Source organism: Streptomyces sp. PTY087I2 (genome assembly GCF_001687325.1).
Taxonomy (GTDB): Bacteria; Actinomycetota; Actinomycetes; order Streptomycetales; family Streptomycetaceae; genus Streptomyces.
In genome coordinates this window covers 285,139-311,084 of sequence record NZ_LZRD01000019.1, presented here as the reverse complement: position 1 = coordinate 311,084, position 25,946 = coordinate 285,139, and the positions used below count along the sequence as shown (strand labels likewise).

At 72.7% G+C, this 25,946-nt stretch carries 24 protein-coding genes, 1 other RNA gene and 1 pseudogene; 17 read left to right on the top strand and 9 right to left on the bottom strand.

Annotated features, from left to right (window positions below; translation table 11 throughout):
- Positions 1–130: 130 nt before the first annotated feature.
- Positions 131–982: pseudogene (ddaH, locus tag A3Q37_RS22285) on the top strand (dimethylargininase); the annotation flags it as partial.
- Here ddaH and A3Q37_RS22280 read toward each other — a convergent pair.
- Complete coding sequence (locus tag A3Q37_RS22280; protein ID WP_065487378.1) at positions 979–1,986, bottom strand: small ribosomal subunit Rsm22 family protein; 1,008 nt, start codon at positions 1,984–1,986, stop codon at positions 979–981. The pseudogene ddaH and the gene A3Q37_RS22280 sit on opposite strands and share 4 nt — an antisense overlap.
- 230 nt (positions 1,987–2,216) lie before the next feature.
- On the opposite strand from A3Q37_RS22280, the gene A3Q37_RS22275 reads away from it, so the two are divergent.
- Complete coding sequence (locus A3Q37_RS22275; RefSeq protein ID WP_065487377.1) at positions 2,217–3,539, top strand: hypothetical protein; 1,323 nt, start codon at positions 2,217–2,219, stop codon at positions 3,537–3,539.
- Positions 3,540–3,588: 49 nt separating this feature from the next.
- Here the strand turns inward: A3Q37_RS22275 and A3Q37_RS22270 are convergent, their stop codons facing one another.
- Positions 3,589–4,905, bottom strand: a complete 1,317-nt coding sequence (locus A3Q37_RS22270; protein WP_065487376.1) for a multidrug effflux MFS transporter — start codon at positions 4,903–4,905, stop codon at positions 3,589–3,591.
- Between the two features lie 89 nt (positions 4,906–4,994).
- On the opposite strand from A3Q37_RS22270, the gene A3Q37_RS22265 reads away from it, so the two are divergent.
- Complete coding sequence (locus A3Q37_RS22265; RefSeq protein ID WP_065487416.1) at positions 4,995–5,990, top strand: Gfo/Idh/MocA family protein; 996 nt, start codon at positions 4,995–4,997, stop codon at positions 5,988–5,990.
- A 6-nt stretch (positions 5,991–5,996) separates the two neighbouring features.
- Here the strand turns inward: A3Q37_RS22265 and A3Q37_RS22260 are convergent, their stop codons facing one another.
- A complete protein-coding gene (locus A3Q37_RS22260) occupies positions 5,997–7,664 on the bottom strand; it encodes an alkaline phosphatase (protein ID WP_065487375.1) in 1,668 nt (555 codons plus the stop codon).
- 143 nt (positions 7,665–7,807) lie between these two features.
- On the opposite strand from A3Q37_RS22260, the gene A3Q37_RS22255 reads away from it, so the two are divergent.
- The 3 genes from A3Q37_RS22255 (at position 7,808) to A3Q37_RS22245 (ending at position 10,235) form a co-directional block, all read left to right on the top strand.
- Positions 7,808–8,590, top strand: a complete 783-nt coding sequence (locus tag A3Q37_RS22255; protein ID WP_065487374.1) for an SDR family oxidoreductase — start codon at positions 7,808–7,810, stop codon at positions 8,588–8,590.
- 181 nt (positions 8,591–8,771) lie between these two features.
- The gene (locus A3Q37_RS22250) at positions 8,772–9,251 is read left to right on the top strand and encodes a lamin tail domain-containing protein (RefSeq protein WP_065487373.1); all 480 of its coding nucleotides are present in this window, start codon (positions 8,772–8,774) and stop codon (positions 9,249–9,251) included.
- A gap of 129 nt (positions 9,252–9,380) precedes the next feature.
- The gene (locus A3Q37_RS22245) at positions 9,381–10,235 is read left to right on the top strand and encodes a PhzF family phenazine biosynthesis protein (protein WP_065487372.1); all 855 of its coding nucleotides are present in this window, start codon (positions 9,381–9,383) and stop codon (positions 10,233–10,235) included.
- A 72-nt stretch (positions 10,236–10,307) separates the two neighbouring features.
- On the opposite strand, the gene A3Q37_RS22240 is transcribed toward A3Q37_RS22245, so the two are convergent.
- Both A3Q37_RS22240 and A3Q37_RS22235 read right to left on the bottom strand, forming a co-directional pair.
- Complete coding sequence (locus tag A3Q37_RS22240) at positions 10,308–11,330, bottom strand: hypothetical protein (protein WP_065487371.1); 1,023 nt, start codon at positions 11,328–11,330, stop codon at positions 10,308–10,310.
- A 66-nt stretch (positions 11,331–11,396) separates the two neighbouring features.
- Positions 11,397–12,041: a TetR/AcrR family transcriptional regulator gene (locus tag A3Q37_RS22235; RefSeq protein WP_176711478.1), complete on the bottom strand. Its 645-nt coding sequence runs from the start codon at positions 12,039–12,041 to the stop codon at positions 11,397–11,399.
- Positions 12,042–12,149: 108 nt separating this feature from the next.
- Between A3Q37_RS22235 and A3Q37_RS22230 the strand changes: the two genes are divergently transcribed.
- The 3 genes from A3Q37_RS22230 (at position 12,150) to A3Q37_RS22220 (ending at position 15,370) form a co-directional block, all read left to right on the top strand.
- Complete coding sequence (locus A3Q37_RS22230) at positions 12,150–13,607, top strand: MFS transporter (RefSeq protein WP_065487370.1); 1,458 nt, start codon at positions 12,150–12,152, stop codon at positions 13,605–13,607.
- 109 nt (positions 13,608–13,716) lie between these two features.
- Complete coding sequence (locus A3Q37_RS22225; RefSeq protein WP_255311898.1) at positions 13,717–14,388, top strand: GNAT family N-acetyltransferase; 672 nt, start codon at positions 13,717–13,719, stop codon at positions 14,386–14,388.
- Between the two features lie 79 nt (positions 14,389–14,467).
- Entirely contained in the window at positions 14,468–15,370 is a 903-nt protein-coding gene (locus A3Q37_RS22220; protein WP_065487369.1) for a glycosyltransferase family 2 protein, read from the top strand.
- A 7-nt stretch (positions 15,371–15,377) separates the two neighbouring features.
- Here the strand turns inward: A3Q37_RS22220 and A3Q37_RS22215 are convergent, their stop codons facing one another.
- Entirely contained in the window at positions 15,378–15,878 is a 501-nt protein-coding gene (locus A3Q37_RS22215; protein ID WP_255311897.1) for a GNAT family N-acetyltransferase, read from the bottom strand.
- A gap of 151 nt (positions 15,879–16,029) precedes the next feature.
- Between A3Q37_RS22215 and A3Q37_RS22210 the strand changes: the two genes are divergently transcribed.
- The 4 genes from A3Q37_RS22210 (at position 16,030) to A3Q37_RS22195 (ending at position 19,758) form a co-directional block, all read left to right on the top strand.
- Complete coding sequence (locus tag A3Q37_RS22210) at positions 16,030–16,440, top strand: hypothetical protein (RefSeq protein ID WP_065487367.1); 411 nt, start codon at positions 16,030–16,032, stop codon at positions 16,438–16,440.
- Positions 16,441–16,546: 106 nt separating this feature from the next.
- Complete coding sequence (locus A3Q37_RS22205) at positions 16,547–17,560, top strand: LacI family DNA-binding transcriptional regulator (RefSeq protein ID WP_065487366.1); 1,014 nt, start codon at positions 16,547–16,549, stop codon at positions 17,558–17,560.
- Between the two features lie 58 nt (positions 17,561–17,618).
- Positions 17,619–18,833 (top strand): D-mannonate dehydratase ManD, encoded by a 1,215-nt coding sequence (manD, locus tag A3Q37_RS22200; RefSeq protein ID WP_065487365.1) that lies wholly within the window; start codon positions 17,619–17,621, stop codon positions 18,831–18,833.
- Between the two features lie 145 nt (positions 18,834–18,978).
- Positions 18,979–19,758, top strand: a complete 780-nt coding sequence (locus A3Q37_RS22195; RefSeq protein ID WP_065487364.1) for a glycoside hydrolase family 16 protein — start codon at positions 18,979–18,981, stop codon at positions 19,756–19,758.
- Positions 19,759–19,830: 72 nt separating this feature from the next.
- On the opposite strand, the gene rnpB is transcribed toward A3Q37_RS22195, so the two are convergent.
- Together rnpB and A3Q37_RS22185 are read right to left on the bottom strand one after the other, a co-directional pair.
- Positions 19,831–20,238, bottom strand: an RNA gene (gene rnpB, locus A3Q37_RS22190) — RNase P RNA component class A.
- Between the two features lie 56 nt (positions 20,239–20,294).
- The gene (locus A3Q37_RS22185) at positions 20,295–20,864 is read right to left on the bottom strand and encodes a Uma2 family endonuclease (protein ID WP_065487363.1); all 570 of its coding nucleotides are present in this window, start codon (positions 20,862–20,864) and stop codon (positions 20,295–20,297) included.
- 180 nt (positions 20,865–21,044) lie between these two features.
- On the opposite strand from A3Q37_RS22185, the gene A3Q37_RS22180 reads away from it, so the two are divergent.
- Positions 21,045–21,794: a MerR family transcriptional regulator gene (locus A3Q37_RS22180; RefSeq protein WP_065487362.1), complete on the top strand. Its 750-nt coding sequence runs from the start codon at positions 21,045–21,047 to the stop codon at positions 21,792–21,794.
- Entirely contained in the window at positions 21,791–22,792 is a 1,002-nt protein-coding gene (locus tag A3Q37_RS22175; RefSeq protein WP_065487361.1) for a hypothetical protein, read from the top strand. The genes A3Q37_RS22180 and A3Q37_RS22175 overlap by 4 nt, the downstream gene beginning before the upstream one ends.
- Here A3Q37_RS22175 and A3Q37_RS22170 read toward each other — a convergent pair.
- A complete protein-coding gene (locus A3Q37_RS22170; protein ID WP_079137926.1) occupies positions 22,743–24,170 on the bottom strand; it encodes an RNB domain-containing ribonuclease in 1,428 nt (475 codons plus the stop codon). The genes A3Q37_RS22175 and A3Q37_RS22170 overlap by 50 nt on opposite strands.
- A 243-nt stretch (positions 24,171–24,413) precedes the next feature.
- Between A3Q37_RS22170 and yaaA the strand changes: the two genes are divergently transcribed.
- Positions 24,414–25,214 carry a peroxide stress protein YaaA gene (gene yaaA / locus A3Q37_RS22165; protein ID WP_065487359.1) on the top strand — a complete coding sequence of 267 codons (801 nt, stop codon included), beginning with the start codon at positions 24,414–24,416 and terminating at the stop codon, positions 25,212–25,214.
- Between the two features lie 83 nt (positions 25,215–25,297).
- The gene (eda, locus tag A3Q37_RS22160) at positions 25,298–25,945 is read left to right on the top strand and encodes a bifunctional 4-hydroxy-2-oxoglutarate aldolase/2-dehydro-3-deoxy-phosphogluconate aldolase (protein WP_065487358.1); all 648 of its coding nucleotides are present in this window, start codon (positions 25,298–25,300) and stop codon (positions 25,943–25,945) included.
- Position 25,946: the final 1 nt, after the last annotated feature.

The following is a 25,946-nucleotide window of genomic DNA, read 5'->3' as shown; positions in this document are numbered from 1 at the left end:
GGTGTCTTGTGCGGTGTGCCGTCTCGCGGTGTCTTGTGCCGTGTTCGGTGAACCACCCGATCGGATCACTGCGGATCCGGCGCGCACGGCGCACCATGGGCTCACGCACAGACCGTGCGCATCCCACCGTTCCGCGGCCCCGGCCGCCGATCGCGAGGAGCCCGAGTTGAACCGTGACGCCACCCCTCGTCGCTACCTGATGTGCGCGCCGACGCACTTCCGGGTCACCTACTCCATCAACCCGTGGATGGACCCGTCCAAACCCGTGGACCTGCCGCTGGCCCAGACCCAGTGGGAGGACCTGCGCGACCGCTACCGGGGCCTCGGCCACACCGTCGAGCTGCTCACCCCCCGTCCCGACCTGCCCGACATGGTCTTCGCCGCCAACGGGGCCACGGTGATCGGCGGCCGGGTGCTCGGCGCGCTGTTCGCGTACCGGGAGCGGTTCGAGGAGGCCGGGGCCCATCGGGACTGGTTCCGGGAGAACGGTTTCGCCGAGGTCCATGAGCCGGAGCACGTCAACGAGGGCGAGGGGGACTTCGCCGTCACCGCCTCCTATCTGCTGGCCGGGCGCGGCTTCCGCTCCAGCCCGCTCTCGCACATGGAGGCCCAGGAGTTCTTCGGGGTGCCGGTCATCGGGCTCGATCTGGTGGACCCGCGCTATTACCACCTGGACACCGCGCTCTGTGTGCTGGACGCGGCGGCCGACGAGATCATGTACTACCCGGACGCGTTCTCCCCCGCCAGCCGGGCGGTGCTGCGCCGGCTGTTCCCGGACGCGCTGCTGGCCCGGGAGGCGGACGCGGCGGCGTTCGGGCTCAACTCGGTGAGCGATGGACTCCATGTGCTGCTGCCGCAGGGCGCGACCGGGCTGCTCGATCCCCTGCGGGACCGGGGATTCGAGCCGATTCCGATGGACCTGGGCGAGCTGCTGAAGGGCGGCGGCAGCGTGAAGTGCTGTACGCAGGAGCTGCGCGGCTAGCCTGCCGCGCCTTCGGTGCCTTCCGGCGGCCAGGGGTCGCCCCAGGCGATGTCCCTGGCCGCCCGGTACTGCGCGCCGTGGCGCTTGGTCACCGTGGCGCGGGACAGCCCCTCGTCCCGGGTGCACAGCTCCAGCTGCACCAGGCCCTTGCGGATCTGCGGTTTGCGGGTGATCCGGGCGGGCGCGGGGGCGGCGGGGAAGCGGGTGCCGATGACGTAACTGAACTTCTCGTCCTCGTGGCTCAGCGAGCCGCCCTTGACCTGCCGGTGCAGCGAGGAGCGGCTGACCCGGGCCGAGAAGTGGCACCAGTCGGTCCCGGGCGCGATCGGGCAGGCGTCGCTGTGCGGGCAGGGGGCCGCGATCCGCAGTCCGGCGGCGATCAGCCGGTCGCGGGCCTCGATGATCCGGGCGTACCCGTCGGGGGTGCCGGGCTCGACGATCACCACGGCCTGCCCGGCCCCGGCGGCCGCGTCGACCAGCTCGGTCCTGGCGGCGGCCGGCAGCTCCTTGAGGACGTAGCTGACGGTGATCAGGTCGGCCGGGGCCAGCTCAAGCGCCGCGCCGATCCGGGCCCGCTCCCAGCGCGCCGCCCGCAGGGACTCCACGCCGGACGCCTCGGCCAGTTCACGGCCGAGCGCGAGGGCGGGTTCGGCCCAGTCCAGGACGGTGGTGGCCGGGCCCTCCCAGGCCCCGGCGACCGCCCAGCTCGCCGCGCCCGTGCCGCCGCCGACGTCGGTGTGGGTGGCGGGGGCCCAGTCGGGCGCGGCCTCGACGAGGGCGTCGAGGGCGGACCGTACGGCTTCGAAGGTGGCGGGCATCCGGTACGCGGCGTACGCGACGACGTCGGAGCGGTCCCGCAGGATCGGGGCGTTCGTCGGGGTCTCCCCGCGGTAGCTGGCGATCAGCCGGTCGACGGCCTGCGCGGCCTGCTTGGGCGGCAGTCCGTCGAGCAGCCCGGCCAGCGCCGCGCGCAGGGACTGTGCGGTGGGGAGGGTGACGTTCACCGCCGAATTGTAGGCGGAGGCGGCCCGCCGGCCGCATTCCGCTTCGCCGTCGCCGGAGGGGGTACGCCGTCGTGTGCGCGAGCGGCACGAGGCGCCGGGCGGGCCCGCACGAGGGGTCCACGTAACCGGTACGGAACAGGAATCCGGCGAACTCCACGTGGCCGGAGGCCTGTTGCTACGCTGACCCGCGCGTGCACGGCACCAGATCAAGATGGTCCAGCGGGGGAGCCATGAGGCAGAAGATCGTGCGGCTGACGCTGGTCGGCGGGGTGGTCTTTCTCGCCCTGCTCCTGCTGCTGGCGACCTGCGGCGGCAGCCCCGACGACAGCGGGAGGAAGAACGGCGCGGCCACCCCCACGGCGAAGCCGGTGCTGCCGAGCGCGGGCCCGGTGACCCGGCTGAACGTGCCGCCGCAGTACGCGACGAACCGGGGCTGGGAGATCATCGGCTCCTCCCCCGATGTCGCCGTCTCCCACTCCACGGGTCTGCTGGCCTATCTGGAGCGGTCCGAGGGAACCCGCTACCGGCTGCGCACCGTCGACACGGCCACCGGCGAGCTGGGCTGGCGGGGCCAGGCCTGGCGGCCGCCGGACCCGCTGCACTACCCCAAGCTCGCCACGGTGGCCAAGGGCGACCGGCAGTACTTCGTGACCTGGTCCTACGGGAAGGCCGGCGACGGTCTTTCGCCGGAGGACACCTTCCTCTCCCTGGATCTGTACGACGTGACGAACGGGAACCGGCAGCGCGTCGAGGTGCCGTGGTCCGGGGCCCCGAAGGTGACCACGACCGGGCCGGGCATCGTGATCAGCGACGCGAAGGCGAACAGCACCCTGGTCGACCCGGTCACCGGTGAGGTGTCCGAGCTGGGCGCGGACAAGCTCGGGTATCCCAAGGGCTGCCCGGCGTGCAGGCAGCTCACCGAGGTGCACGGCCGGACGGCCGACGGCCTGCTGGTGGGCGGGGCGCGGGAGTTCTGGGTGCGCGGCGGCTGGTTCAGCCGGAACGTGGCGCCCGAGGGGACCGAGAAGGACAGCGGCGTGGTGACGTCGATGACCCCGGACCACGTACTGGCGAAGTGGCAGCCCGCGAAGAAGACCAAGCGCGCGGCGACCCATGAGCTGTGGGCGGTGCACGACGCGGCGACCGGGGAGGTGCTCACCTCGGTGGAGTGCCACAAGCCGGCCATAAAGCCGGGGCGCTACCCGCAGGCGGTCCTCTCCCCCTCCGGCGACTATCTGATCGCCGGGAACCTGGCCTTCGACCTGGAGGCGAAGCAGGGCCGCTGCTTCGAGGACGAGAGCGGCACCGCGCATCTGACGCTGGCCACGGTGACGGACGACGGCATCGCGTACGGGGCCGAGAACGCGCGCGACGCCTCGGAGGCGCTGTCCGGCGGCGGGCTCCCGGTCGCGATGGACTTCGCCACCTGGAGCACCGAGCGGCTGTCGCGCAACGCCCGGCTGCCGGGGACGGAGACGACGGGGGTCGGGGTGTTCCGCTGGACCGACCGGCAGGACCGTACGCATCTGATCGGCTACCCGCGCACGGGCTGAGCCCTCCCGGACGCGCACGGGCTGAGGCTCCCCGGCCGACCCGCAGGGCTCAGAGCCCGCCGGCCTCGCGTCCCGTGCGCTGCCAGGGGCGGCACAGGAGCAGGAAGCAGCCCACCGCCGCGACCGCGCAGCTCACCTGGACGACGGCCATCGGGACGGCCGTGTCCTCCCCCGCGATGCCGACCAGCGGGGAGGCGACGGCCCCGATGAGGAACGAGGACGTGCCGAGCAGCGCGGAGGCGGAGCCCGCCGCGTGCTTGGTCCGCATGAGGGCCTGGGCGTTGGTGTTCGGCATGGCGAGGCCCATCGCCGACATCAGGACGAACAGCCCGGCGGCGACCGGGACGAGCCCGACCTCGCCGAAGACTCCGGTCGTCATGAGCAGCAGCGCGACGGCGGCCAGCACGATCACGGCGAGGCCGAAGCCGAGCACCTTGTCGAGGCGGAACCGGCCCACGAGGAGCTTGCCGTTGATCTGCCCGACGACGATCAGGCCGATGGAGTTGAGGCCGAAGAGCAGGCTGAAGGTCTGCGGGGAGGCCCCGTAGATCTCCTGCACGACGAACGGGGAGGCGGAGATGTACGCGAACAGGACGGCGAAGGCGAGCCCGCCCGCGACCATGTAGCCGGTGAAGACCCGGTCGGCGAGCAGCCCGCGCATGGTGCGCAGGGCGTCGGTGACGCCGCCGGTGTGGCGGGCGGCGGGCGGCAGCGTCTCGTGCAGCCACTTCCACACGACGAGGGTGAGGACGATGCCGACGGCGGTCAGCACGACGAAGATGCCCCGCCAGTCGGTGATCCGCAGGACCTGCCCGCCGATCAGCGGCGCGACGATCGGGGCGGCGCCGGAGATCAGCATCAGGGTGGAGAAGAAGCGGGCCATCTCCACGCCGTCGTAGAGGTCGCGGACCACGGCCCGCGCGATGACGATCCCGGCAGCGCCCGCGAGCCCCTGGAGGAGGCGGAAGCCGATGAGGAGTCCGGCGGTGGGGGCCAGGGCGCAGATCGCGGTGGCGAGGACGTAGACGACCATGCCGAGGAGCAGTGGCCTGCGGCGGCCCCAGCGGTCGCTCATCGGTCCGACGACGAGCTGGCCGAGCGCCATCCCGGCCAGGCACGCGGTCAGCGTGAGCTGGATGGTGGCGGCGGGGGCGCTCAGGGAGTCGGTGACGGCGGGGAGCGCCGGGAGGTACATGTCCATGGACAGCGGCGGCAGGGCGGTGAGCCCACCGAGGACCAGGGTGACCAGGAGTCCGGTGCGCCGGGCGGCCTTCGCCGCCGGGGCGGGAAGGCCGGGGGTTCCGGGGCCGGTCCCGGAGGAGGGTATGTGCTCTTGCTGGGCCCGGCCGCCGCCGCTCTCCGGCATTCTCATCTCCACATCGTTGAATCCGCATCTATGCTCTCAGCTCGACCGGAGTGGTCGATACCTTTTTCGGGTGGGCTGGGGTGGCGGGCATGGGTGACAGGGTGCGCTGGGGTGTTCTGGCAACGGGCGGCATAGCCGCGACCTTCACGGCGGACCTACAGGGGCTGCCGGACGCCGAGGTGGTGGCCGTCGCCTCGCGTACGGAGGCCTCGGCGCGGGCCTTCGCCGACCGGCACGGGATCGCCCGGGCCTACGGGAGCTGGGCGGAGCTGGTCGCCGACGACACGGTGGACGTGGTCTACGTGGCCACCCCGCACTCGGCGCACCACGCGGCGGCCTCGCTCGCGTTGAAGGCCGGAAAGCATGTGCTGTGCGAGAAGGCGTTCACGCTCAACAGCCGGGAGGCGAAGGAGCTGGTCGCGCTCGCCCGGGAACGCGGCCTGTTCCTGATGGAGGCCATGTGGACCTACCTCAACCCGGTGGTCCGCCGGCTGACCGAGCTGGTCCGGGACGGGGCGATCGGCGAGATCCGTACCGTACAGGCGGACTTCGGCTTCGCGGGCGACTTCGCCCCCGGCCACCGGCTGCGCGACCCGGCCCTGGGCGGCGGAGCCCTGCTGGACCTCGGGGTCTACCCCGTCTCCTTCGCCCACCTGCTGCTGGGCGAGCCGGACCGGATCCAGGCCGACGCTCTGCTCTCCCCCGAGGGCGTGGACCTGAACACGGGGATGCTGCTCGGCTGGGACTCCGGTGCGACCGCGCTGCTGTCCTGCTCGATCGTCGGCCACCATCCGACGGCGGCCACCGTGATCGGCACGGAGGGCCGGATCGACCTCCCGCGCGACTTCTTCCACCCGGACCACTTCGTGCTGCGGCGGGCGGGTGCGGAGCCGGAGACGATCACGTCGGGGCCGGGGCCGCGGGGGCTGTCGGGCATGCAGTACGAGGCGGCCGAGGTGGTGCGCGCGGTGCGGGCGGGCGAGGTCGAGTCGCCGCTCGTCCCGCTGGAGGGTTCGCTGGCGGTGATGCGGACGCTCGACGCGGTACGGGACCGCATCGGCGTCCGCTACCCGGCGGACGCCTGAGTTCTCTCAGGCCGGGTTGAGCCCCGGGTTCCCGGCCTCCGTGACGAACGAGGCCGCGGTGGCGAGGGGTGCGTCGGGGGTGGTGACGGCCGCGACCGTACGGAAGTCGGCGCGGGCCTCCTTCGTGCCGAGGGTGACAAGGGCGTAGCCGCGCCGCCCGTTGTAGTGCTTGAGGTGCGGATTGGCTCGGGTCTGGTTCTCCCAGTTGGCGGGCCGGTCCGCGCCGTCCTTGCCGCTGGCGATGGAGGTGGTCACGATCTCCGTGCCGACCGTGCGCGAGGCGGGGTCGGCGAAGTCCTTCTTCAGGTCGAAGGCGTACGAGACGTGGACGTCGCCGGTGAGGACCATGAGGTTGTCCACCCCGGCGGCCTCGGCCCCGGCCAGCACCCGCTGCCGGGAGGCGGGGTAGCCGTCCCAGGAGTCCATGGAGAGCTTGAAGGCGTCGGTGGGCACATCGCGCCGCTGGGCGAAGGTGACCTGCTGCGGGACGACGTTCCAGGTGGCGTCCGAGGCCCGCCAGCCGTCGATCAGCCAGCGTTCCTGGGTGGCGCCGGTCATGGTGCGCGCGGGGTCCTCGGACTCGGGTCCGGGGGTGCGCCAGCCGTCGCCGTACGCCTGGTCGTCGCGGTACTGGCGGGTGTCGAGGATGTCGAACTGGGCGAGCCGCCCGAAGCGGAGGCGGCGGTAGAGCGTCATGTCGGGTCCGGTGGGGCGCTGCGGGGCGCGCAGCGGCTGGTTCTCCCAGTACGCGCGGTACGCGGCGGCCCGGCGGAGCAGGAACTCCTCCGGGGGGACGTCGTTCTCGGGGATCTCGCCCGCGTAGTTGTTCTCGGTCTCGTGGTCGTCCCAGGTGACGACGAAGGGGTGGGCGGCGTGGGCGGCGCGCAGGTCCGGGTCGGACTTGTAGAGGGCGTAGCGCAGCCGGTAGTCCTCCAGCGTCGTCGTCTCGCGGTTGAAGAGGTCCGGGAGGCGGCGGTCGGTGTAGTTGCGGGCCCCGCCGGTGGCGTTGACGGCGTACTCGTACAGGTAGTCGCCGAGGTGGAAGACCACGTCGACGTCCTCGGCCGCGAGGTGGCGGTGGGCGGTGAAGTACCCGTCGTGGTACGCCTGGCAGGAGACGGCGGCCAGGGTGAGGGAGCTGTTACGGGCGCCGGGGGCGGGGGCGGTGCGGGTGCGGCCGACCGGGCTGGTCCAGTTGCCGGTGCGGAAGCGGTAGTAGTAGAGGCGGCCGGAGTCGAGGCCCTGGACGTCGGCGCGGACGCTGTGGGCGAACTCGGGGTGGGCGGTGGCGGAGCCGCGCCGCTCGATCCGGCGGAAGCGCTCGTCGCGGGCGACCTCCCAGCGCACCTCGATCCGGCTGTACGGCAGTCCGCCGCCCGGCTCGAAGGGGCGGGGGGCGAGTTTGGTCCAGATCAGGACGGACGTGGGGTGCGGATCGCCGGAGGCGACGCCGAGGGTGAAGGGGTCCTCGGCGATCCGGCGGGCGTCGGCCTCGGCGGCGCTCGCCGTGCCGGCGGCGGGCAGGTTGACGGCGAAGGCGAGCGCGGCGGCGGCCCCGGTGACGGTCAGGAAGCGCCGGCGGCCCACCCCCGGTTCCAGTAAGCGGGCGGCGGTGCGGAGTTCGAAGGCTCGGGTGTTCTGATCGGGCGTCATGGTGGTCTGTGCGGCTGTCATATGCCCTCCTCGGCCCGGATGCTGACGGGCTTCATGGCAGCGGGAGGGGACGACGCACCGTTGTCGCGTGCACAACATCCGCATGGCGGGTCGATGAGCACCGCGTGCCCTGTGCACGGATCCGTCCCGTACGCTGCCGGGCCATGAACACTGAGCAGACGGAGCAGACAGAGCGGGCCCGGAGGAAAGTCGCCGTCGTCACGGGGGCGGGGTCGGGGATCGGGCGGGCCGTCGCGCTCGCCCTCGCGAGCGGGGGGTGGTCGCTGGCGCTCGCGGGCCGGCGGGCCGAGCCGCTGGCGGAGACCGCGGCCGCCGCCGGGGACACCGAGGCGCTGTGCGTCACCACGGACGTGACGGACGCCGACGAGGTGGCCGCGCTCTTCACCGCCGTACGGGAGCGGTTCGGCCGGCTGGACCTGCTGTTCAACAACGCGGGCACGTTCGGCCCCGGCGGCGTACCGCTGGAGGACCTGGCCGTCGCGGACTGGCGGGCGGTCGTCGACGTGAACCTGACGGGCGCGTTCCTGTGCGCGCAGGCGGCGTACCGGCTGATGAAGGAGCAGGACCCGCAGGGCGGCCGGATCATCAACAACGGCTCGATCTCGGCCCACGCGCCGCGCCCGCACTCGATCGCGTACACCGCGACCAAGCACGCGATCACCGGCCTGACGAAGTCGCTGTCGCTGGACGGCCGCCCCTACCGGATCGCCTGCGGTCAGATCGACATCGGCAACGCGGCGACGGAGATGACCGAGCGGATGCGGACGGGGACTCTCCAGGCCAACGGGGAGCTGGCGGTGGAGCCGGTGATGGCGGCGGCGGACGTGGCGCGGACGGTGCTGCACATGGCGGAGCTGCCGCTGGAGGCGAACGTCCAGTTCGCGACGGTGATGGCGACGAACATGCCGTACGTCGGCCGGGGCTGAGCCGGGGGAACCTGGGTGGGGCGGCCGGGGCGCGGGTGATCATGTGCGATCACATCTGACCGAACTGGCCAACGGATAACCGGATTTGCGGATTTCTCCGCCTGTGGCCGAGCAAGCGCGTGCTGTCCGTATGATCGCATCCTGTTACACCTTCACCAGAACGACACAGAAGGAACACCGCATGCGCATACGCACCGCTGCGCTGATCGCCCTGGCCGCCGCCACCGCACTGGCCGGCTCGCTCCTCGCCACGGCGGCACCGGCCTCGGCGGCCGCCCACCAGGGCGGGCTGCACTTCGGGGCTGTTCAGTTCGACAGCCCCGGCAAGGACGACCGGTCGAAGAAGTCGCTGAACGCCGAGTGGGTGAACATCCACAACAACAGCAAGAAGAAGGTCCAGCTCAAGGGCTTCAAGGTGAAGGACAACACCGGCTACACCTACACCTTCGGCAGCTACACCATCGGCGCGGGCAAGACGGTCAAGCTCCGCACCGGCAAGGGCAAGAACGTCTCGGGCACCGTGCACTGGAACCGGGGCTCGTACGTCTGGAACAACACCGGCGACAAGGCCCGGCTGATCAAGCCGAACGGGAAGCTCCAGGACTCCTGCTCGTGGGGGAAGTCCACGAAGGCCAACAAGGGCGCCAAGAACTGCCACTGACACATCCGGCGCCTTGAGGGAGGGCCGGTCGCGACTGCTGGGGGGCCGCGACCGGCCCTTTCCCGCGCCGGGCCGGACCGCGCCGACTGGGCCGGGAATGGCGGTGGCCGTGGCACGGTTGCCTGCTGCATGACACCTGATCACGGGCCCGAGGTCCTGCGCTACACCGCCTTCTCCGCCGACCCCGCGGGCGGGAACCCCGCCGGGGTCGTCCTGGACGCCGCCGGTCTTGACGAGGAGCGGATGCTCGCGATCGCGGCGGAACTGGGGTACAGCGAGTCGGCGTTCCTGACGGAGCGGACCGGCGAAGGCGCGTACACGATCCGCTACTTCAGCCCGAAGGCCGAGGTGCCGTTCTGCGGTCACGCCACGGTCGCCACGGCTCTCGCGCTGGCCGAGCGGGACGGGCCGGGCGCGCTGGAGTTCACGACGCCCGCGGGCCCGGTGCCGGTCTCCGTCACCCGGGAGGGCGGCGCGCTCCTCGCCACCCTGACCAGCGTGGCCCCGCACGTCGAGGAGACCGCCGAGGCCGATCTGACGGAGGCGCTGGCGGCCCTGGACTGGGCGGCCGCCGACCTCGACCCGGCCCTGCCGCCCCGGATCGCCTACGCGGGGGCCCGGCATCTGGTGCTGGCCGCCGCCACCCGGGAACGGCTGGCGGACCTGGACTACGACTTCGCGCGGCTGGAGGCGCTGATGCGCCGGCTCGACCTGACCACCCTGCAACTGGTGTGGCGCGAGGGGCCCGAGGTGTTCCACGTCCGGGACCCGTTCCCGGTGGGCGGGGTGGTGGAGGACCCGGCGACGGGGGCGGCCGCGGCGACTTTCGGCGCGTACGCCCGGGAGCTGGGGCTCGTACCGGAGGCGGCGGTCCTGACCCTGCACCAGGGGGCGGACATGGGCCGCCCCGGCACCCTCACCGTCGAACTCCGCGCGGGCGATACCCGGATCCGGGTCAGCGGAACGGGCACCAGGATCGGCTGAGGCGGGGCGGGGCCGGGCGCGTTCCCGGCCGGGCCTCCGGCGTACAGGGCTGATCCGGGCCGGAAGCCCGCCTCAGCCCGTCGCGTTCTCGGCCGGGGAGACGTGGGCGTACCAGCGCTCCGTCTCCTCCGGGTCGAGGGCGCGCTCCAGCAGGACGTCACCACGCATGCCGGGGAAGAAGCGGCCCGCGGGCCAGGTCCGCCGGTACGACGGCTCGTCCAGGACCAGCAGCCGGACGCCGTCGACGACGGGGATGTCGGCGGGGGTGCCCTCGTTCCAGATCAGTTCACCGTCCGGGGCCACCAGGTCGAAGGAGCCCACGGTGTCCACCTGGCCGGGGGTCTCCCGGCAGACGGCCACCTCCTGCGACGACGGCGCGTGGCCCGCCACATGGCCGCCGCCGATGAGCGCGTCGGCGAGCAGGGTGTGCAGCTGGAAGTTGTCCCCGATGCCGGAGATCCGCAGGAGGTAGCCCGTGCCGCTCGCCCGGTGAAGGGCGACGAGCGGTTCGTCGTCCAGCACCAGAAGGGCATGGGCGAGGGACTTCAACTCCAGGCCGGAGGCCCGCTCCACCGCGCCGAGCAGCCGCAGCGCGTCGCCCCGCGAGCCGGCCTCCCGCCGTACGCCGGGGTGGTTGAGCATCGCGACGGCGGCCATCTCCCACTGGGGAAGCGTCACCCAGCCGACGGCCGCCTCGAAGCCGGTCCGCTCGACGAGCTCCGGGCCCGGCTCGCCGCCGTCCGGGGCGGGAAACGCGCCGCCCCCGGTCGCGGCCCAGGCGTCGGCGAACGCCACGGCCTGCTCCAGGGCCCCCCGCAGCCCGGCCAGCACCGCCGGGGCGCAGCGCTCGGCGTCCGCGCCGCGTTCGACGCAGGCCCCGACGAGCACGGCGACGACGGCACGCGGGGCGGGCGGCACCTGCTCCAGCACGGCGGCGAGGCGCGGCCCGCCGGCCAGCAGCTCCGACTCCTTGGCCTGCCCGAAAGTCTCCTGCAACCGGACGAACGCCTTGCCGGACCGCTTGGCGTCCTGCGCCGACACCGCCGCCTCGAAGTCGGCGACGGCTCCCCCGAACCCGGCTTTACCGAATATCATTCCACCACTTTATCGACGGCCCGTTCGATGCTATGAGGCCGGTCCCGCCGTGGGCTCCCGCGCTCCTCACCGCACGAAGACGCCCGCCCGCGCGGCGGCGGCCGCAGCGTCGGCCGCCCGGTCGGCGACCTCCTCGTCCAGCGGGGCTCCACTGGCGAGCAGCCGGTAGTACAGCGGGGCCGACACCGCCGCGATCACCTCGCCCGGGTCCGTACCCGCGGGCAGTTCACCGCGTTCGACCGCCGCTTCGACGCAGCCGGACCACTCCCCGATCCGCACCGCGTAGAAGCGGTGCAGGGCTTCGGCGGTACGCGGATCGCACGCGGCGGCCGCGATGACGGCCACGAAGAGAGCCCCTTGACGGGGGTCGGTCAGCGTGCGGACCACGAGGCGGGCGTTGGCCCGCAGGTCCTCGGCCAGGGATCCGGTGTCCGTACGCGGCAGGGACTGTTCGGCCATGTCCGTGAGCAGGTCCGCGACCAGCCCGGCGGGGGCGGACCAGCGCCGGTAGACGGTCGTCTTGCCGACCTCGGCCCGCCGGGCGACATCGGCCAGGTCGAGCCCGTCGAAGCCGTGCTCGACCAGCGCGTCACCGGCCGCGCGCAGCACCGCCTCGCGCACCCGGGCGGTGCGACCGCCGGGACGCACGGTGCCGGGCTCCACTCCGTCCGCGTCGGCACCTTCAGCGCCTCCAGCACCTTCAGAAGTCATAACGGGTCTCCAGTTCCATTAACGACGCCTCCCCTGCTACGGTGACACCCACCTTAACGGAACCACAGAACCATTAAGAGTTCCCGTGTCCAGGAAGGCGTCTCTGCCATGCCCACACCTCGTACCGACGCGTCCACGGCGGACCTCACGGCCGGCCCTCCCCTCACCGCCCCTCGTATGTCCGGCCGCCAGAAACTCGTCCTGGCCCTGCTGCTCGGCTCCCAGTTCATGATCGCGGTCGATTTCTCGATCCTGAACGTGGCGCTGCCCGTCGTCGGGGAAGGGCTCGGCTTCTCCCTCGCCGGTCTCCAGTGGATCGCCACCTCCTTCGCGCTCGCCGCCGCCGGGTTCACGCTGCTCTTCGGCCGGGTCGCCGACCTCGTCGGCCGCAAGAACCTGTTCGTCGGCGGTATGGCCGTCCTCGGCCTCTCCTCCGTGCTCGGCGGCCTCGCCACCTCGCCCGAGGTGCTGCTCACCGCCCGGGTGCTGCAAGGCCTGGCCACCGCGGCGGTCACCCCGGCCGGACTCGCGCTGCTGACCACCGCGTTCAAGGAAGGGCCGCTGCGGGAACGGGCGCTGGGGCTCAACGGGGCCCTGATGTCGGCCGGGTTCACCGCCGGGGCGATCCTCGGCGGGCTTCTGACGGACCTGCTCTCCTGGCGCTGGGCCTTCTTCATCAACGTACCGATAGCGACGCTCGTCGTGATCCTGGCCCCGTCCGTGATCACCGACTCGCGGCCGAAACGGCGGCCCCGGCTGGACGTGCCCGGCGCGGTCACCGTCACCGGCGGGCTGCTGCTGCTCGTCCTCGGGCTGACCCGGGCCGGCGAGACCGGCTGGACCAGGCCGGCCACCCTGGCCGCGCTGGCCGCCGGAGCCGTCCTCCTGACCGCGTTCGTCGGCATCGAGCAGCGGGCCGCCGCCCCGCTCGTACCGATCCGCATCCTGAAGCGGCGCAGCGTCGTCTGGGGCAACACCGCCGGGCTGATCGCCTTCGTCACCGAGACCTCGCTGGTCTTCCTGCTGACCCTCTACCTCCAGGAGGTCCTGGGCTACTCCGCACTCGCCACCGGCCTCGCGTTCGGCGTGCTCGGCGCGGGCACGGTCGTCGGCGGGGTGCTCGGCGGACGGGCGGTGGGCCGCTTCGGCGACCGCCGCGCCATCGTCCTGGGCGGCGGCGTCCAGGCCGCCGCCACGCTCTCCCTCGTGGCGCTCGGCACGTCCGGGGCGTGGATCTGGCTCCTGCTGGCGGCCACGTTCGTCGGCGGCGTCGGCAACATGCTGATGATCGTCGGCTTCATGGTCACGGCCACCTCGGGCCTGCCGGACGAGGAGCAGGGGCGGGCCACCGGGCTGGCGACGATGACACAGCAGGTGGGCATCGCCCTCGGCATTCCGGTGATGAGCGCGGTGGTCACCGCCCGGATGGGGTCCGCGAGCGGGCCCGACGCGGTACTGTCCGGCGTCTCCACCGCGATCCTGGTCAACTCGGCCCTGGTGCTGGCCGGGGCGGTACTGGCCGGGTACTTCCTGGCGGGCGGGGCGCGGGGGCCGAAGGACAGGTGAGCCGGTTCCGTTTCCCGGGCGGGCGCAACCGGCCCGGAAACAGGAGCAGCTCGGGGAACCGACCCCGGCCCGGGAAGCGGAACCGGATCGACAGCGGGAGGATACGGACATGGCTGCTCCCGAGCCTGACCCCAGCCCCGCCCCCGACCCGGCCCGCGACCCCGCCCCGGGCTCCGACCCGGGCCCGGACCAGGCCCCCGGCCCCGAGCCGCTGACCGTCCCGAGCATGTCCGCGGGCCCGGACTTCGTCCTGCGCCCCTGGGAGATGAGCGACCTCCCCCTGGTCCGCGAGGCCTCGCTCGACCCGTACATCCCGCTCATCACCACCATCCCGGCCCCCTACTCCGAAGCCGCCGCCGAGGCGTTCGTCCGCAGGCAGTGGGAGCGCGCGGCCACCGGCGCGGGGTACCCGTTCGCCATCGTGCGCTCCCGGGACCGCCGCCCGGTCGGCGCGATCGGGCTCTGGCTCCGGGACCTGCCCGAGGGCCGCGCCTCCCTCGGCTACTGGCTCACCGGCCTCGCCCGCGGCCAGGGCGTCGCCCGGGCCGCGCTGCGTACGGTGACGGGCTGGGCACTGCGCGACCTCGGCGTCCCGCGCCTCCAGCTCTACATCGAGCCGTGGAACACCGCCTCGGCCCGGATCGCCGAGGACATCGGCTTCCGGCGGGAGGGGCTGCTGCGCGGCTGGCAGCAGGTGGGCGACGAGCGGCGCGACATGGCCGTGTACGCGCTGCTGAACAGCGACGGACCGGTGGATGGCCGGGCGGTAACCGCGGACTGAACACCGAGGCGTTACGATCGCGGGCACCGCTGCCGACCAGCAGCCGGCCACCGGCAGCCGAGTTCCAGGAGTACCGACCGTGTCCGCACCGCGCATCGGCGTATCCATCGTGACCATGGGAGACCGCCCGCAGGCGGTCGAGGCGCTGCTGGCGTCGGTGGCCATGCAGGACGTCCGGCCCACCCGGCTCGTGATCATCGGCAACGGTACGGCCCTCCCGGACTACTCCTCCACGCCCGGCCTGGAGAACCTCGACGGCGGGGTGACCACCATCGAGCTGCCGGAGAACCTCGGCTGCCCGGGCGGCCGGAACGAGGGGCTGCGCAGGCTCGCCGAGATCGGCGACGTGGACGTGGTGATCGAGCTGGACGACGACGGGCTGCTCGTCGACAAGGACGTCTTCCGCCGGGTGCGGGACCGCTTCGCGGCCGACGACCGGCTCGGCATCATCGGCTTCCGGATCGCCGACGAGACCGGCGAGACGCAGCGCCGCCATGTGCCGCGCCTGCGGGCGGGCGACCCGATGCGCGGCGGCCCGGTCACGGCGTTCCTGGGCGGCGGCCACGCGTTCTCGATGAAGATGCTGGCGGAGACCGGTCTGTGGCCCGCGGAGTTCTTCTTCACCCACGAGGAGACGGACCTGGCCTGGCGGGCGCTGGACGCCGACTGGAAGGTGGAGTACGACCCCGAGCTGCTGCTCCAGCACCCGAAAACGAGCCCGGCCCGGCACGCGGTCTACTACCGGATGACGGCCCGCAACCGCGTCTGGCTGGCCCGCCGCAATCTGCCCTTCCCCCTGGTCCCCGCCTACCTCGGCACCTGGACCCTGCTCACCCTCGCCCGCACCCGCGACCCGAAGGGCCTGCGGGCCTGGGCGGGCGGCTTCGCCGAGGGCGTCCGGACCCCGTGCGGGGAGCGGCGCCCGATGCGCTGGGCCACGGTGTGGCAGATGACGCGGCTGGGGCGCCCGCCGGTCATCTGAGTCACCGTCAGGGCGCCCAGCGGTACAGCACGTCCGGCTCGTTCTCCTCGTTGCGGCCGCCGTCGTCGAACGCGACGGCGGTGAACCCGTGCCGCTCGTAGAAGGCACGGGCGGCGGCGTTGCGCTGGAACACGTACAGACGGATCGGCCCGTCGACGGCCCCGCGCACCTCGGCCAGCAGCCGGCTCCCGATCCCCCGCCGCAGCGCGTCGGGCCGCAGATAGAGATGATCGAGCTCGTCACGCCCGGCGAGCACGGCGAACCCGAGAACCTCCCCGCCTTCTCCGCCCGCTTCGGCCACCCACACCGCGGTGCTGGTGGGCAGGACGACATGGGTGATCCAGGCGAGGGTGTCCGCGTCGCTGTGGATCCGGGGCAGCCAGGGCATGGCGGCGGCCCGGGAGTCCAGGAAGACCCGCGTGACGGCCTCCGCGTCCCCGGCCGTCGCCCGGCGTACCCGTACCGCTCCCGGCGCCTCGGACCCGTCCACGTACACGTGCTCCGCCACCCGCATCACTCCCCGCGTCTCAGGGCCGGTACGTTCCCGCCCGTGCGGGTGGGGAACAATGGCCGCGGGCAGCAGAGCACGCCAAGGGGCCGGCGCGCAGGTGAAATACCGTGCGGCGAGAGGGCGTGGGGACAACGGGGAGGAAAACGCGATGAGCTGGTTCTGGTGGATTCTCATCTTCTTCTGGGTCGGGGGCTTCGCCTGGACCCAGGACACCGTCCGCAAGGCTCTGCGCAAGCGTCACAAGCGGAAGCTGGAACTTCTGAAGGCGACGACGCAGAAGCAGCTCGCGATCGAGGCCGCGAACAGGCCGCCGGAGCCGGTGTGCGGCTGCACCCACCATCTCGCCAAGCACGACAAGCAGGGCCGGTGCCATGAGCAGGTCGAGGTGGCGACCGCCTGGGACGAGAACAAGAAGCCGCTGCGCTACGAGCCGGGCCGGTGCAACTGCCAGCAGTACGTGGGCCCGCAGCCGCTCTCGCAGGTGTACGCGGAAGACCTGACGGACCGCTGGCCCACCGAGCCCCCGACGGCGGAAGAGCCTCCGGCCAAGTCCGTGTGACGGCGGAGCCGCACCGCGGGGGCCCAGTGGGTGTCTGAAACAATTCCGCGCGGGCAGGCCACAATGGAAGGGCTTCCAGATCCATCGCGAGGGAAGGCCCGTTTCCATGGCCGAGGAACTGCCGCAGCGCCACGCCACGCTCGACGAGGTGGCCGCGCTGGCCGGTGTGTCGCGGTCGGTGGCCTCCCGGGTGATCAACAACGCCCCCCATGTCAGCCGGGCCAAGCGCGAGTCCGTCGAGAAGGCGATCAGGAAGCTCGGCTACGTACCGAATCCGAAGGCGCGCGCCCTGGCCACGCGTCAGGCGGGCGCGGCCGCGCTGGTCATCTCGCGGGACGACCCGGAGGTGCTGACGGACCCGTTCTTCGGGCAGGTCATCGCCGGAGTGGCCGGCGCCCTGGAGGAGGCCGACCTGCACATGATGCTGTGCGTGGCCGCCACCCCGCGCGGCCGGGAGCGGGTGGAGCGGCTGGTGCGTTCCCGGGCCGTCGACGGGGTGATGCTGACGGCGTCGCACGAGGACGACCCCCTGGCCCGGATCGCCAAGGAGAGCCCGCTGCCGGTCGTCTTCGGCGGGCGCCCGGTGGACTTCGAACCGCGGTGGTACGTGGACATCGACAACGTCGGCGGCGCGCGGGACGCGACGGAGCACCTGCTCGCGCGGGGGCGGACCCGGGTGGTCACGATCTGCGGGCCGCTGGACACCGAGGTGGCCAGAGCCCGGCATCGCGGCTACCGGGAAGCGATGACGCTCGCCGGTCTGACGCCTCGTCCGCCCGAGGCGGGTGACTTCTCCGAAGCCGCCGGAGCCGCCGCCATGGCCCGGTTGCTGGAAGCGCATCCGGACCTGGACGGGGTGTTCGCGGCCAACGACAACATGGCGGCGGGCGCGTTGCGCGCGTTGCGCGGAGCCGGCCGGTCGGTGCCCGGGGACGTGGGCGTGGTCGGCTTCGACGACCTCGCCGTCGCGCAGCTCACCGAGCCGGCGCTCACCACGATCCACCAGCCCATCCGGGACCTCGGGCGGGAGATGGCCCGGATGCTCGTCGCGATCGTCGCGGGCCGGGCCGCGGGCCCACTGATCCTGCCCACGCATCTGGTGAAGCGTTCCAGTACCTGACGGGCCGAACGGACCGAAGTGGCCGCATGGGCCGACCGTTTCGGAGAGAGCAGTTCACATGAAGATCATCGACGCGAAGACCGTCGTCACCAGCCCCGGCCGCAATTTCGTCACGCTCAGGCTGACGACCGACGAGGGCGTCACGGGGCTGGGCGACGCCACCCTCAACGGCCGGGAGCTGGCCGTCGTCAGCTATCTGAACGACCACGTGGCCCCGCTGCTCCTCGGCCGCGATCCGCACCGTATCGAGGACACCTGGCAGTACCTCTACCGTGGCGCCTACTGGCGGCGCGGCCCGGTGACGATGGCCGCGATCGCCGCCGTGGACACCGCGTTGTGGGACATCAAGGCCAAGGTCGCGGGCCTCCCGCTGTACCAGCTCCTCGGCGGCGCCAGCCGGGAGCGGGTGCGCACCTACGGTCACGCCAACGGCCGCGACCTGCCGGAGCTGCTCGATTCGGTGCGCGCCCGTCTCGGCGAGGGCTATCCGGCCGTGCGCATCCAGTCCGGCGTCCCGGGCCTGAAGGCCGTGTACGGGGTGCACGGTACGAGCGGCGACGGCACGCCGGTCCTCCATCAGCAGGCCCGCCCGCTGGTGGAGGACTGGGACACCGACGCCTATCTGCGGCACATGCCGGCCGTGTTCGAGGCGGTACGGGCGGAGTTCGGCCCCGAGCTGCCGCTCCTGCACGACGCGCACCACCGGCTCACCCCGGTGCAGGCCGCGCGCCTCGCCAAGGACCTGGAGCCCTACCGGCCCTTCTGGCTGGAGGACTGCACGCCCGCGGAGAACCAGGAGGGGCTGAGGCTGGTCCGCCGGCACTCGACGACGCCGCTGGCGGTCGGCGAGGTCTTCAACACCCTGCACGACTACCAGACGCTGATCACCGAGCAGTTGATCGACTACGTCCGCTCCGCGGTCACGCACTTCGGCGGGGTCACACCGCTGCGGAGGCTCTTCGACTTCGCGGCGCAATACCAGATCAAGAGCGCCGTGCACGGCCCCGAGGACATCTCGCCGGTGGGGATGGCGGCGGCCGTCCATCTCGACCTGGCGATACACAACTTCGGCATCCAGGAGTACTCGGGCCACACTCCGCTGACCGAAGAGGTCTTCCCGCACGCCTACACGTTCGCCGACGGCCATCTGCACCCGGGCGAGGAACCGGGCCTCGGCGTGGAGCTCGACGAGAAGCTGGCGGCGGCGCATCCGTACGAGGCGGCGTACCTTCCGGTGAACCGGCTTCAGGACGGCAGCATCCACGACTGGTGAGCAGGCCGCTGCCGACGGCAAGCCGCACCCTCGCATTCCGGTAGCGCTTCCAGACCACCCAGCCTTGTCCGATCCCTTGTCGCCCCTATAGGCCACTGCTACTTTCTGGAAGCGCTCCCAGTTTCTCCCCCACAAGGAGGCCGAGATGCACTCCCGCACGAGATCACGTCGGTTCCCCACACCTCGCTGGCTGCTGGCTCCGCTGGCCGCCCTGGCGCTGATCTTCCAGCCGATGACCAGCCCCGCGTACGCCGTCGGCGGCAGCTTCACCGACAACTTCGACTCCTACGACACCGCCCGCTGGAGCAAGGCCGACGGCTGGTCCAACGGAGACATGTTCAACGTCGGCTGGCGCGCCGACCACACCTGGTTCAACGGCGGCGTCATGGGCCAGAACCTCGACGACGCGACCTGCCCGGCCGGCTGCTCGGGCAAGCCCTACGCCTCCGGTGAGTACCGCACCAACGACCTGTACTCGTACGGCCGCTTCGAGGCCAGGCTCCAGGCGGTCAAGCGCGAGGGCGTAGTCACCGGGTTCTTCACCTACACCGGGCCGAGCGACGGTCAGCCCTGGGACGAGATCGACGTCGAGATCCTCGGCAAGAACACCACCCAGATGCAGACCAACTACTTCACCAACGGGGTCGGCGGCCACGAGACCGTCATCGACCTCGGGTTCGACGCCTCCGCCGGGTATCACGACTACGCCATCGAGTGGTGGAACCAGGGCACGATCAACTGGTTCGTGGACGGCAGACTCGTCCACCAGGAGAACGGCTCCCGCGGCCCGCTCCCCACCCGCCCGATGCGCATCATGACCAACCTGTGGCCGGGGATCGGGGTCGACGACTGGCTCGGCCCGTTCACGTATCCGGGCACGCCGCTGACGGCCCGCTACGACTGGATCAAGTACACGAAGTACTGATGCCGGCGAAGGAAGCAGGGACATAAAGGCGGAGCCCCTGACCAGCTCAACACCGGTCGGGGGCTCTTGCGGCAGACGAGTCGTGCTGTACGCCGGGTTCTGTCTCCCGGTCGCCTCGCGGCGGCCGGGGAGACGGCCATCCATCTAGGGCCGACATTGCTGCCGGCCTCGTGCGGTCTACCCGCGAACTCGGGCGAGCAGCCCTCGAACGTCCGCGCAGGGCCGTCCCGTCTCCGGCACGACCCCTCTTGACCTTGCTCCGGGTGGGGTTTACCTAGCCGCCTGAGTCACCTCAGGCGCTGGTGGTCTCTTACACCACCGTTTCACCCTTACCCGCGACCGAAGTCCCGGGCGGTCTGTTTTCTGTGGCACTGTCCCGCGGGTCACCCCGGGTGGCCGTTAGCCACCACCCTGCTCTGTGGAGCCCGGACGTTCCTCGGGAGGATCCGGAGATCCTCACGCGGCCGTCCGCACGGCTCGTCTGCCGTGATCGCCATCCTACCGGGCATACAGACCGACAGGTCTGTCGGTGTCCCTCAGCCGAAGTCGCCGGTCTCCAGGTCGAAGGCGAAGGGCTCGGGGAGCGGGAGCGGTTTCCCGTACGGGATCGTGAGGCGCTGGCGGTAGTCGTCGCGCTCCGGGTCGCTGAACAGCGTCACCGAGCTGTCGTCCCGGTCGATGAGCAGATAGAGCGGGATGCCTCCGCGCGCGTAGCAGCGGCGCTTGGCCTCGCGGTCGGCCTGCGGCTTGGTGGAGGTGACCTCGACCACCAGGGCGACGCCCTCACAGGGCATCCAGGGGTCGGCACCGCGGAAGAGGCGACGCTCGGTGGGGGCGAAGGTGCCATCGGGGATGGCGTGGTTCTTCGGGCAGCCACCGCCGCTGCGGAGCTTCAGGCCCTTGTTCCCGGAGAAATCCATGTCGGTGCGGGACTTTCTCAGCACCTGCTTCAAAACCAGGCTGATGTAGTCCTCGTGGTCCCCGTCCGGCGGCGGCGTCACGACAATCTCCCCCTCGATCAGCTCGGCCCGGAAGCCTTCCGGCGTGTCCAGGGCCAGGAAGCCCTCCAGAAGGACTTCTGCCTGCGTGAGCGGCTCGTGCGCCATGGCAGTCATGTCACGCTCCTTCCTCGGTCGCTCGCCAGACTGGGACATCGGGGGACCAGCCGTCCGTGAGATGGGAGTTCTTCCTCCGATCGTGGCACAGGACCGCTCGGCGTGGACGAAAGCGCGGGAAAGGGACGTGCCGCTTGACCTTGTCGTAGCGGCAACGTTTCTACTGGCCGCATGCGTATCGGAGAGATCGCCGCGCTCGTGGGAATCACTTCCCGGGCCGTCCGGCACTACCACCACATCGGGCTGCTGCCCGAGCCCGCGCGGCAGGCCAACGGGTATCGGGCGTACACCGTCCGCGATGCCGTGCTGCTGGCCCGGATCCGGCGGTTGACGGAGATCGGGCTCTCGCTGGACGAGGTGCGGGACGTGCTCGCCGATGACGCGGGGCGGGAGCTGGGTGAGGTGCTCGCGGAGCTGGACGCCGATCTGGCGCGGCAGGAGCGGGAGATCCAGGAGCGGCGGCAGGTGCTGGCCGTGCTGCTGGAGGCGCCGCCCACCGCGGACGGGCCACTCTCGCCCGCCCTCGCCGCGCTTCTGGAGCACGCGCCCGCCACCGCGTCCCCGGCCGCCGCGAAGGACCGCGAGCATCTGGCGTTGCTGGACGCGGCGGGCGATCCGGCCGGGGCCGCGGTGTTCGCGGCGCTGCGGCCGCTGGCCGAGGACCCGGGGGTGGTCAGGCTGTACGAACGGCTCGACGAGCTGGAGGGGGCCGGGGTGGACGATCCGCGGATCGCGCCGCTGGCGGCCGAGCTGGCCGCCGCCGTGCCGGACGAGGTCCTGGCGGTCATCCCCGAGGGGGAGCCGTCGGCGACGGGGTTCGGGCGGGTGCTGCTCGACGACTACCCGCCCGCCCAGCGCGCGGTGGTGCGCCGGGTGATGGAGGAGCTGGCCGAGCGGGTGCGGCGGAGGGGGACCTCATGAGGGCACGGGTGGCGAGGGGCCTGCGGGTCGCTATGTGGGCGGTGCTCCCCGGGGAACTGGCCCTGGTCGTCTGCCTGGTGGCCGGGGTGCGGATCCCCGGCGCCGTTCTGCTGGGGGCCGAGGCGCTGGTCGTGGGCATGCTCGCGCTGGAGGCGTACGTGATGTGGCCCTTGTACGCGGCCCGGCGGCGGGCGGGCGACACCCGGCGCGAGGCCGGGCTCGCCGTGGTGCGTGCGGCGGTGCCGGTCGCCCTGCGACGGCTGATCGTCCACGAGTTCCGGGCGCTGCACAGCCTCGGGCTGTGGGCCGTACGGCGGCGCCACCGGATTCCGGAGGGGGCCCGGCCGTTCTCGTACACCGAACCGCAGACCGGGATCATGTGGGCGTTCCTCTTCGTCTCCGTGATCGAGACCGTGGTGCTCGCCCTGGTGATCCCCTGGCCGCTGGTCCACGCGATCGTGCTCGTGGTGGACGTGTACGGGATCGTCATCATCCTCGCCCTGCACGCCGCCTCGGTGACCCGGCCGCATCTCGTGGGGGCCGACGGTTCGCTGCGGCTGCGGTACGGGGCGTTGTTCGACCTCCGGGTGCCCGCCGCCGTCATCGCCTCCGCACGGGTCGAGCGGCGCTTCCCGGACGGGGGGCTGGTCCGGGTCGACGAGGACGAGACGCTGGATCTGGCGGTGGGGAGCCAGACGACGGTGACCGTGGAGCTGGCGGAGCCGGTGGAGTTCGTGCGGCCGCTCGGGCGGCGCGGGAGTGCGCGGACGCTCCGGTTCCACGCGGACGATCCCCGGGCACTCGTCGCGGCGCTCACCGCTCCCGGGCGGGCAGCGAAGCCTCCGCTCACGCCGGAGCGGACCGCACCGCCCAGGGCCTCGCTCACGCCGGAGCGGGCCGCACCGGAGCGGGCCGCGCCTCGGACTCCGCCCTCGCCCTCGCTCCCGCTCACGCCGGAGCGAACAGCACCGTCCTCGCCGCCGGCCCCGCCCGCGTGAGCCGGACCCGCAGCCGCTCCCCCAACGGCAGCGCGGCCGTGCCGCCCTCGATCCGGCCGACGATCGCCGGGTCCCGGAGGTGGACCGTGCCGACGGACGGGTCCCGGTCCTGGACATCGACGACGTACGCGTCGAAGAGTTCGCCCTCGCGCCCCTCCAGCAGCGCCGCCTCGACCAGATCGACGCAGGCCCGCTCCACGGTGCCCGCGCGGCGCGTCCCCTCGGCCATCTCCTTCGGGAGGGCGGGCAGGGCCTCCCGTACCCACTCGGGCGCTTCCTTCTCCGCCGCCGCGGCGAGGCAGAGCTCGGAGGCGTACCGGTCGACCAGGCGGCGCAGCGGTGCCGTGCAGTGCGTGTAGAGGTCGGCGACGGCGGCGTGCACGGCGGGGTCGGGGAGGTCGCCGCCCTCGAAGACGGTGTAGCCCGCGCCGCGCAGCAGGGTGGTGCACTCCTGGAGGAATGCCGCGTGGTTGCTCCTCCCCGGGTCGAGGGAGCGGACGACCTCGGCGTACGGGACGTGGTGCGGCCAGTCGATGCGCAGGGCGTGGGCGGAGCGCCGCAGCCGGGCGACGGCCCCGTCCGGGGCGAGCGGCAGGGTGCGCAGGATGCCGGTGCCCGTGTCGGCCATGAGACGGGCGGCGGCCATCCCGGTGAGGAGTGAGATCTGCGCGTTCCAGGCCTCGGCGGGGAGCGTGGCTCGGTAGGCGAGGCCGTAGGAGCCGTCGTGCTCGACGATCTCCTGCTCGGGGACGTCGAGCGAGATGCCGCCCCGGGCCACTTCCTGTTCGGCGCGCAGCCGTCCGATGTCCCGGAGCAGGGCGAGAGGTTCCTCGGCGGTGCCCGTGTCGATCTGCCGCTGGACGCCCGCGTAGTCGAGCTTCGCGCGGCTGCGGACGAGGGCCCGTCGTACGTCGGTGGCGACGGCCACCCCGTCGCCGTCCAGGTCGATCCGCCACAGCGCGGCCGGGCGCGTCTCGCCGGGGAGGAGGCTGGCGACGCCCTCGGAGAGGACGGTGGGGTGGAGCGGGATCCGGCCGTCGGGGAAGTAGAGGGTGGTGACCCGGCGGTGGGCCTCGGCGTCGAGCGCGCCGCCCGGCCGGAGATACGCGGCGACGTCCGCGATGGCGTAGAACACCCGGTAGCCGCGCCCGTCCCGGCGGCGCTCCAGGTGCATCGCCTGGTCCAGGTCCGTGGAGGCGGGCGGGTCGATGGTGAGGAAGGGGATGCCGGTGGCGTCCAGGTGGTCCGCCAGGTCCGGGGACCGGGCCGCGTCCGCCGCCTCCGCGAGCACGTCGGGCGGGAAGGCGCCGGGCAGGTCGAGTTCGGTGCGCAGGGCCCGCAGGGCGGCCCCGAGCGAGCAGTCGGCTGCGCCGGTCATACGCAGGTGGCGGCGGGGCATGGCCCGAGCGTAGGCCGGGAAGGGACGGGCGGCATCCGGGGCGGCTCTCCAGGGCACTCCCCAAAGGCGCGGGCGGCATCCGGGGCGGCTCGCGAGGGCGCTCCTGGTTCGCCCCCTGCTCCGTACGGGAACCCCCGCCCCGTCCCCGTACCCTTGCCGAGGACCCGGCGAGCCCGCACGCCACCGGATCCGCGCTCGCCGTACGTACGAAGGAGAACCGCCGTGCTCGTGCTGTTGCCGCCCTCCGAAGGAAAGGCCGCCTCGGGGCGCGGGGCCTGTCTGAAGCCGGAGTCGCTGTCGCTGCCGGGGCTCGCCCCGGCCCGTGCGGCGGTGCTGGACGAGCTGGTCGAGCTGTGCCAGGCGGACGAGGAGAAGGCCCGTGAGGTGCTCGGGCTGAGCGTGGGTCTCGCGGGCGAGGTCGGCAAGAACGCCGAGCTGCGCACCGCCGGGACCCGCCCGGCCGGGGAGCTGTACACCGGTGTGCTCTACGACGCCCTCGACCTGGCCACGCTGGAGACGGCCGCGCGGCGCCGGGCCGCCGCCTCGCTGCTGGTCTTCTCGGGGCTGTGGGGCGCGGTCCGGATCGGTGACCGGATTCCGCCGTACCGCTGCTCGATGGGGGTGAAGCTGCCCGGTCTCGGCGCCCTCGGCGCGTACTGGCGCACCCCGATGGAGGCCGTGCTGCCCGAGGCGGCGGGCGACGGGCTCGTCCTGGATCTGCGGTCCTCCGCGTACACGGCGGCGTGGAAGCCGAAGGGCGAGGTGGCGTCGCGGACGGCGAGCGTGCGGGTGCTCCACTCGCAGATCGTGGACGGGGTGGAGAAGCGGTCCGTGGTCAGCCACTTCAACAAGGCGACCAAGGGCCGGCTGGTGCGGGACCTGCTGGTGGCCGGTGCGCGGCCCAAGGGCCCGGCGCAGCTGGTGGAGGCGTTGCGGGACCTCGGTTACGTCGTGGAGGCCGAGGCCCCCGCGCGGGCCGGGCGGCCGTGGTCGCTGGACGTGGTGGTGACGGAGATCCACTGAGCGGACCGCGCGCGAGCGTACGTCCATTGCACAAGACGCAACGCTCGTTGCAGATATTGATGGCGGCGCGGCAGGATGGCCTCATGACCTCCTCCGTGCCGCCCGCCGCGCCCGCCGCCTCCGTGCTCGATCTCGCGCCCGTCGTCCCCGTCGTCGTCCTGCACGACGCCGCCGACGCGGTGCCGCTGGCGCGGGCGCTGGTGGCGGGCGGGCTCCCGGCGATCGAGGTGACGCTGCGGACGCCCGCCGCACTGGAGTCGATCCGGGCCATGGCCGCCGAGGTCCCGGGCGCGGTGGTCGGCGCGGGCACGGTGATCTCGCCGGAGCACGTCCGGGAGACGGTGGCCGCCGGGGCCCGGTTCCTGGTCAGCCCGGGGTGGACGGACGCGTTGCTGGAGGCGATGCGGGCGTCCGGGCTGCCGTTCCTGCCGGGTGTCTCGACCACCTCCGAGGTGGTGGCCCTGCTGGAGCGCGGGGTGCGGGAGATGAAGTTCTTCCCGGCCGAGGCGGCGGGCGGCACGGCCTATCTCAAGGCCCTGTCCGCACCGCTCCCCCAAGCCCGCTTCTGCCCGACCGGCGGTATCTCCCTCGCCTCCGCGCCCTCCTACCTCGCCCTGCCCAACGTCGGCTGCGTGGGCGGCAGTTGGATGGTCCCCGGCGACGCGGTGGCGGCGAAGGACTGGGACCGGGTGGCCCGCCTGGCGGCCGAGGCGGCGGCGCTCGCCCCGTAGT

What these genes read in the sequence shown, in the direction of transcription:
- A3Q37_RS22275 (WP_065487377.1), top strand. Translation starts at nt 2,217, where the DNA reads ATGAGGCAGAAGATCGTGCGGCTGACGCTGGTCGGCGGGGTGGTCTTT.
- A3Q37_RS22270 (WP_065487376.1), bottom strand. Translation starts at nt 4,905, where the DNA reads ATGCCGGAGAGCGGCGGCGGCCGGGCCCAGCAAGAGCACATACCCTCC.
- A3Q37_RS22265 (WP_065487416.1), top strand. Translation starts at nt 4,995, where the DNA reads ATGGGTGACAGGGTGCGCTGGGGTGTTCTGGCAACGGGCGGCATAGCC.
- A3Q37_RS22260 (WP_065487375.1), bottom strand. Translation starts at nt 7,664, where the DNA reads ATGACAGCCGCACAGACCACCATGACGCCCGATCAGAACACCCGAGCC.
- A3Q37_RS22255 (WP_065487374.1), top strand. Translation starts at nt 7,808, where the DNA reads ATGAACACTGAGCAGACGGAGCAGACAGAGCGGGCCCGGAGGAAAGTC.
- A3Q37_RS22250 (WP_065487373.1), top strand. Translation starts at nt 8,772, where the DNA reads ATGCGCATACGCACCGCTGCGCTGATCGCCCTGGCCGCCGCCACCGCA.
- A3Q37_RS22245 (WP_065487372.1), top strand. Translation starts at nt 9,381, where the DNA reads ATGACACCTGATCACGGGCCCGAGGTCCTGCGCTACACCGCCTTCTCC.
- A3Q37_RS22240 (WP_065487371.1), bottom strand. Translation starts at nt 11,330, where the DNA reads ATGATATTCGGTAAAGCCGGGTTCGGGGGAGCCGTCGCCGACTTCGAG.
- A3Q37_RS22235 (WP_176711478.1), bottom strand. Translation starts at nt 12,041, where the DNA reads ATGACTTCTGAAGGTGCTGGAGGCGCTGAAGGTGCCGACGCGGACGGA.
- A3Q37_RS22230 (WP_065487370.1), top strand. Translation starts at nt 12,150, where the DNA reads ATGCCCACACCTCGTACCGACGCGTCCACGGCGGACCTCACGGCCGGC.
- A3Q37_RS22225 (WP_255311898.1), top strand. Translation starts at nt 13,717, where the DNA reads ATGGCTGCTCCCGAGCCTGACCCCAGCCCCGCCCCCGACCCGGCCCGC.
- A3Q37_RS22210 (WP_065487367.1), top strand. Translation starts at nt 16,030, where the DNA reads ATGAGCTGGTTCTGGTGGATTCTCATCTTCTTCTGGGTCGGGGGCTTC.
- A3Q37_RS22205 (WP_065487366.1), top strand. Translation starts at nt 16,547, where the DNA reads ATGGCCGAGGAACTGCCGCAGCGCCACGCCACGCTCGACGAGGTGGCC.
- manD (WP_065487365.1), top strand. Translation starts at nt 17,619, where the DNA reads ATGAAGATCATCGACGCGAAGACCGTCGTCACCAGCCCCGGCCGCAAT.
- A3Q37_RS22195 (WP_065487364.1), top strand. Translation starts at nt 18,979, where the DNA reads ATGCACTCCCGCACGAGATCACGTCGGTTCCCCACACCTCGCTGGCTG.
- A3Q37_RS22185 (WP_065487363.1), bottom strand. Translation starts at nt 20,864, where the DNA reads ATGGCGCACGAGCCGCTCACGCAGGCAGAAGTCCTTCTGGAGGGCTTC.
- A3Q37_RS22180 (WP_065487362.1), top strand. Translation starts at nt 21,045, where the DNA reads ATGCGTATCGGAGAGATCGCCGCGCTCGTGGGAATCACTTCCCGGGCC.
- A3Q37_RS22175 (WP_065487361.1), top strand. Translation starts at nt 21,791, where the DNA reads ATGAGGGCACGGGTGGCGAGGGGCCTGCGGGTCGCTATGTGGGCGGTG.
- A3Q37_RS22170 (WP_079137926.1), bottom strand. Translation starts at nt 24,170, where the DNA reads ATGACCGGCGCAGCCGACTGCTCGCTCGGGGCCGCCCTGCGGGCCCTG.
- eda (WP_065487358.1), top strand. Translation starts at nt 25,298, where the DNA reads ATGACCTCCTCCGTGCCGCCCGCCGCGCCCGCCGCCTCCGTGCTCGAT.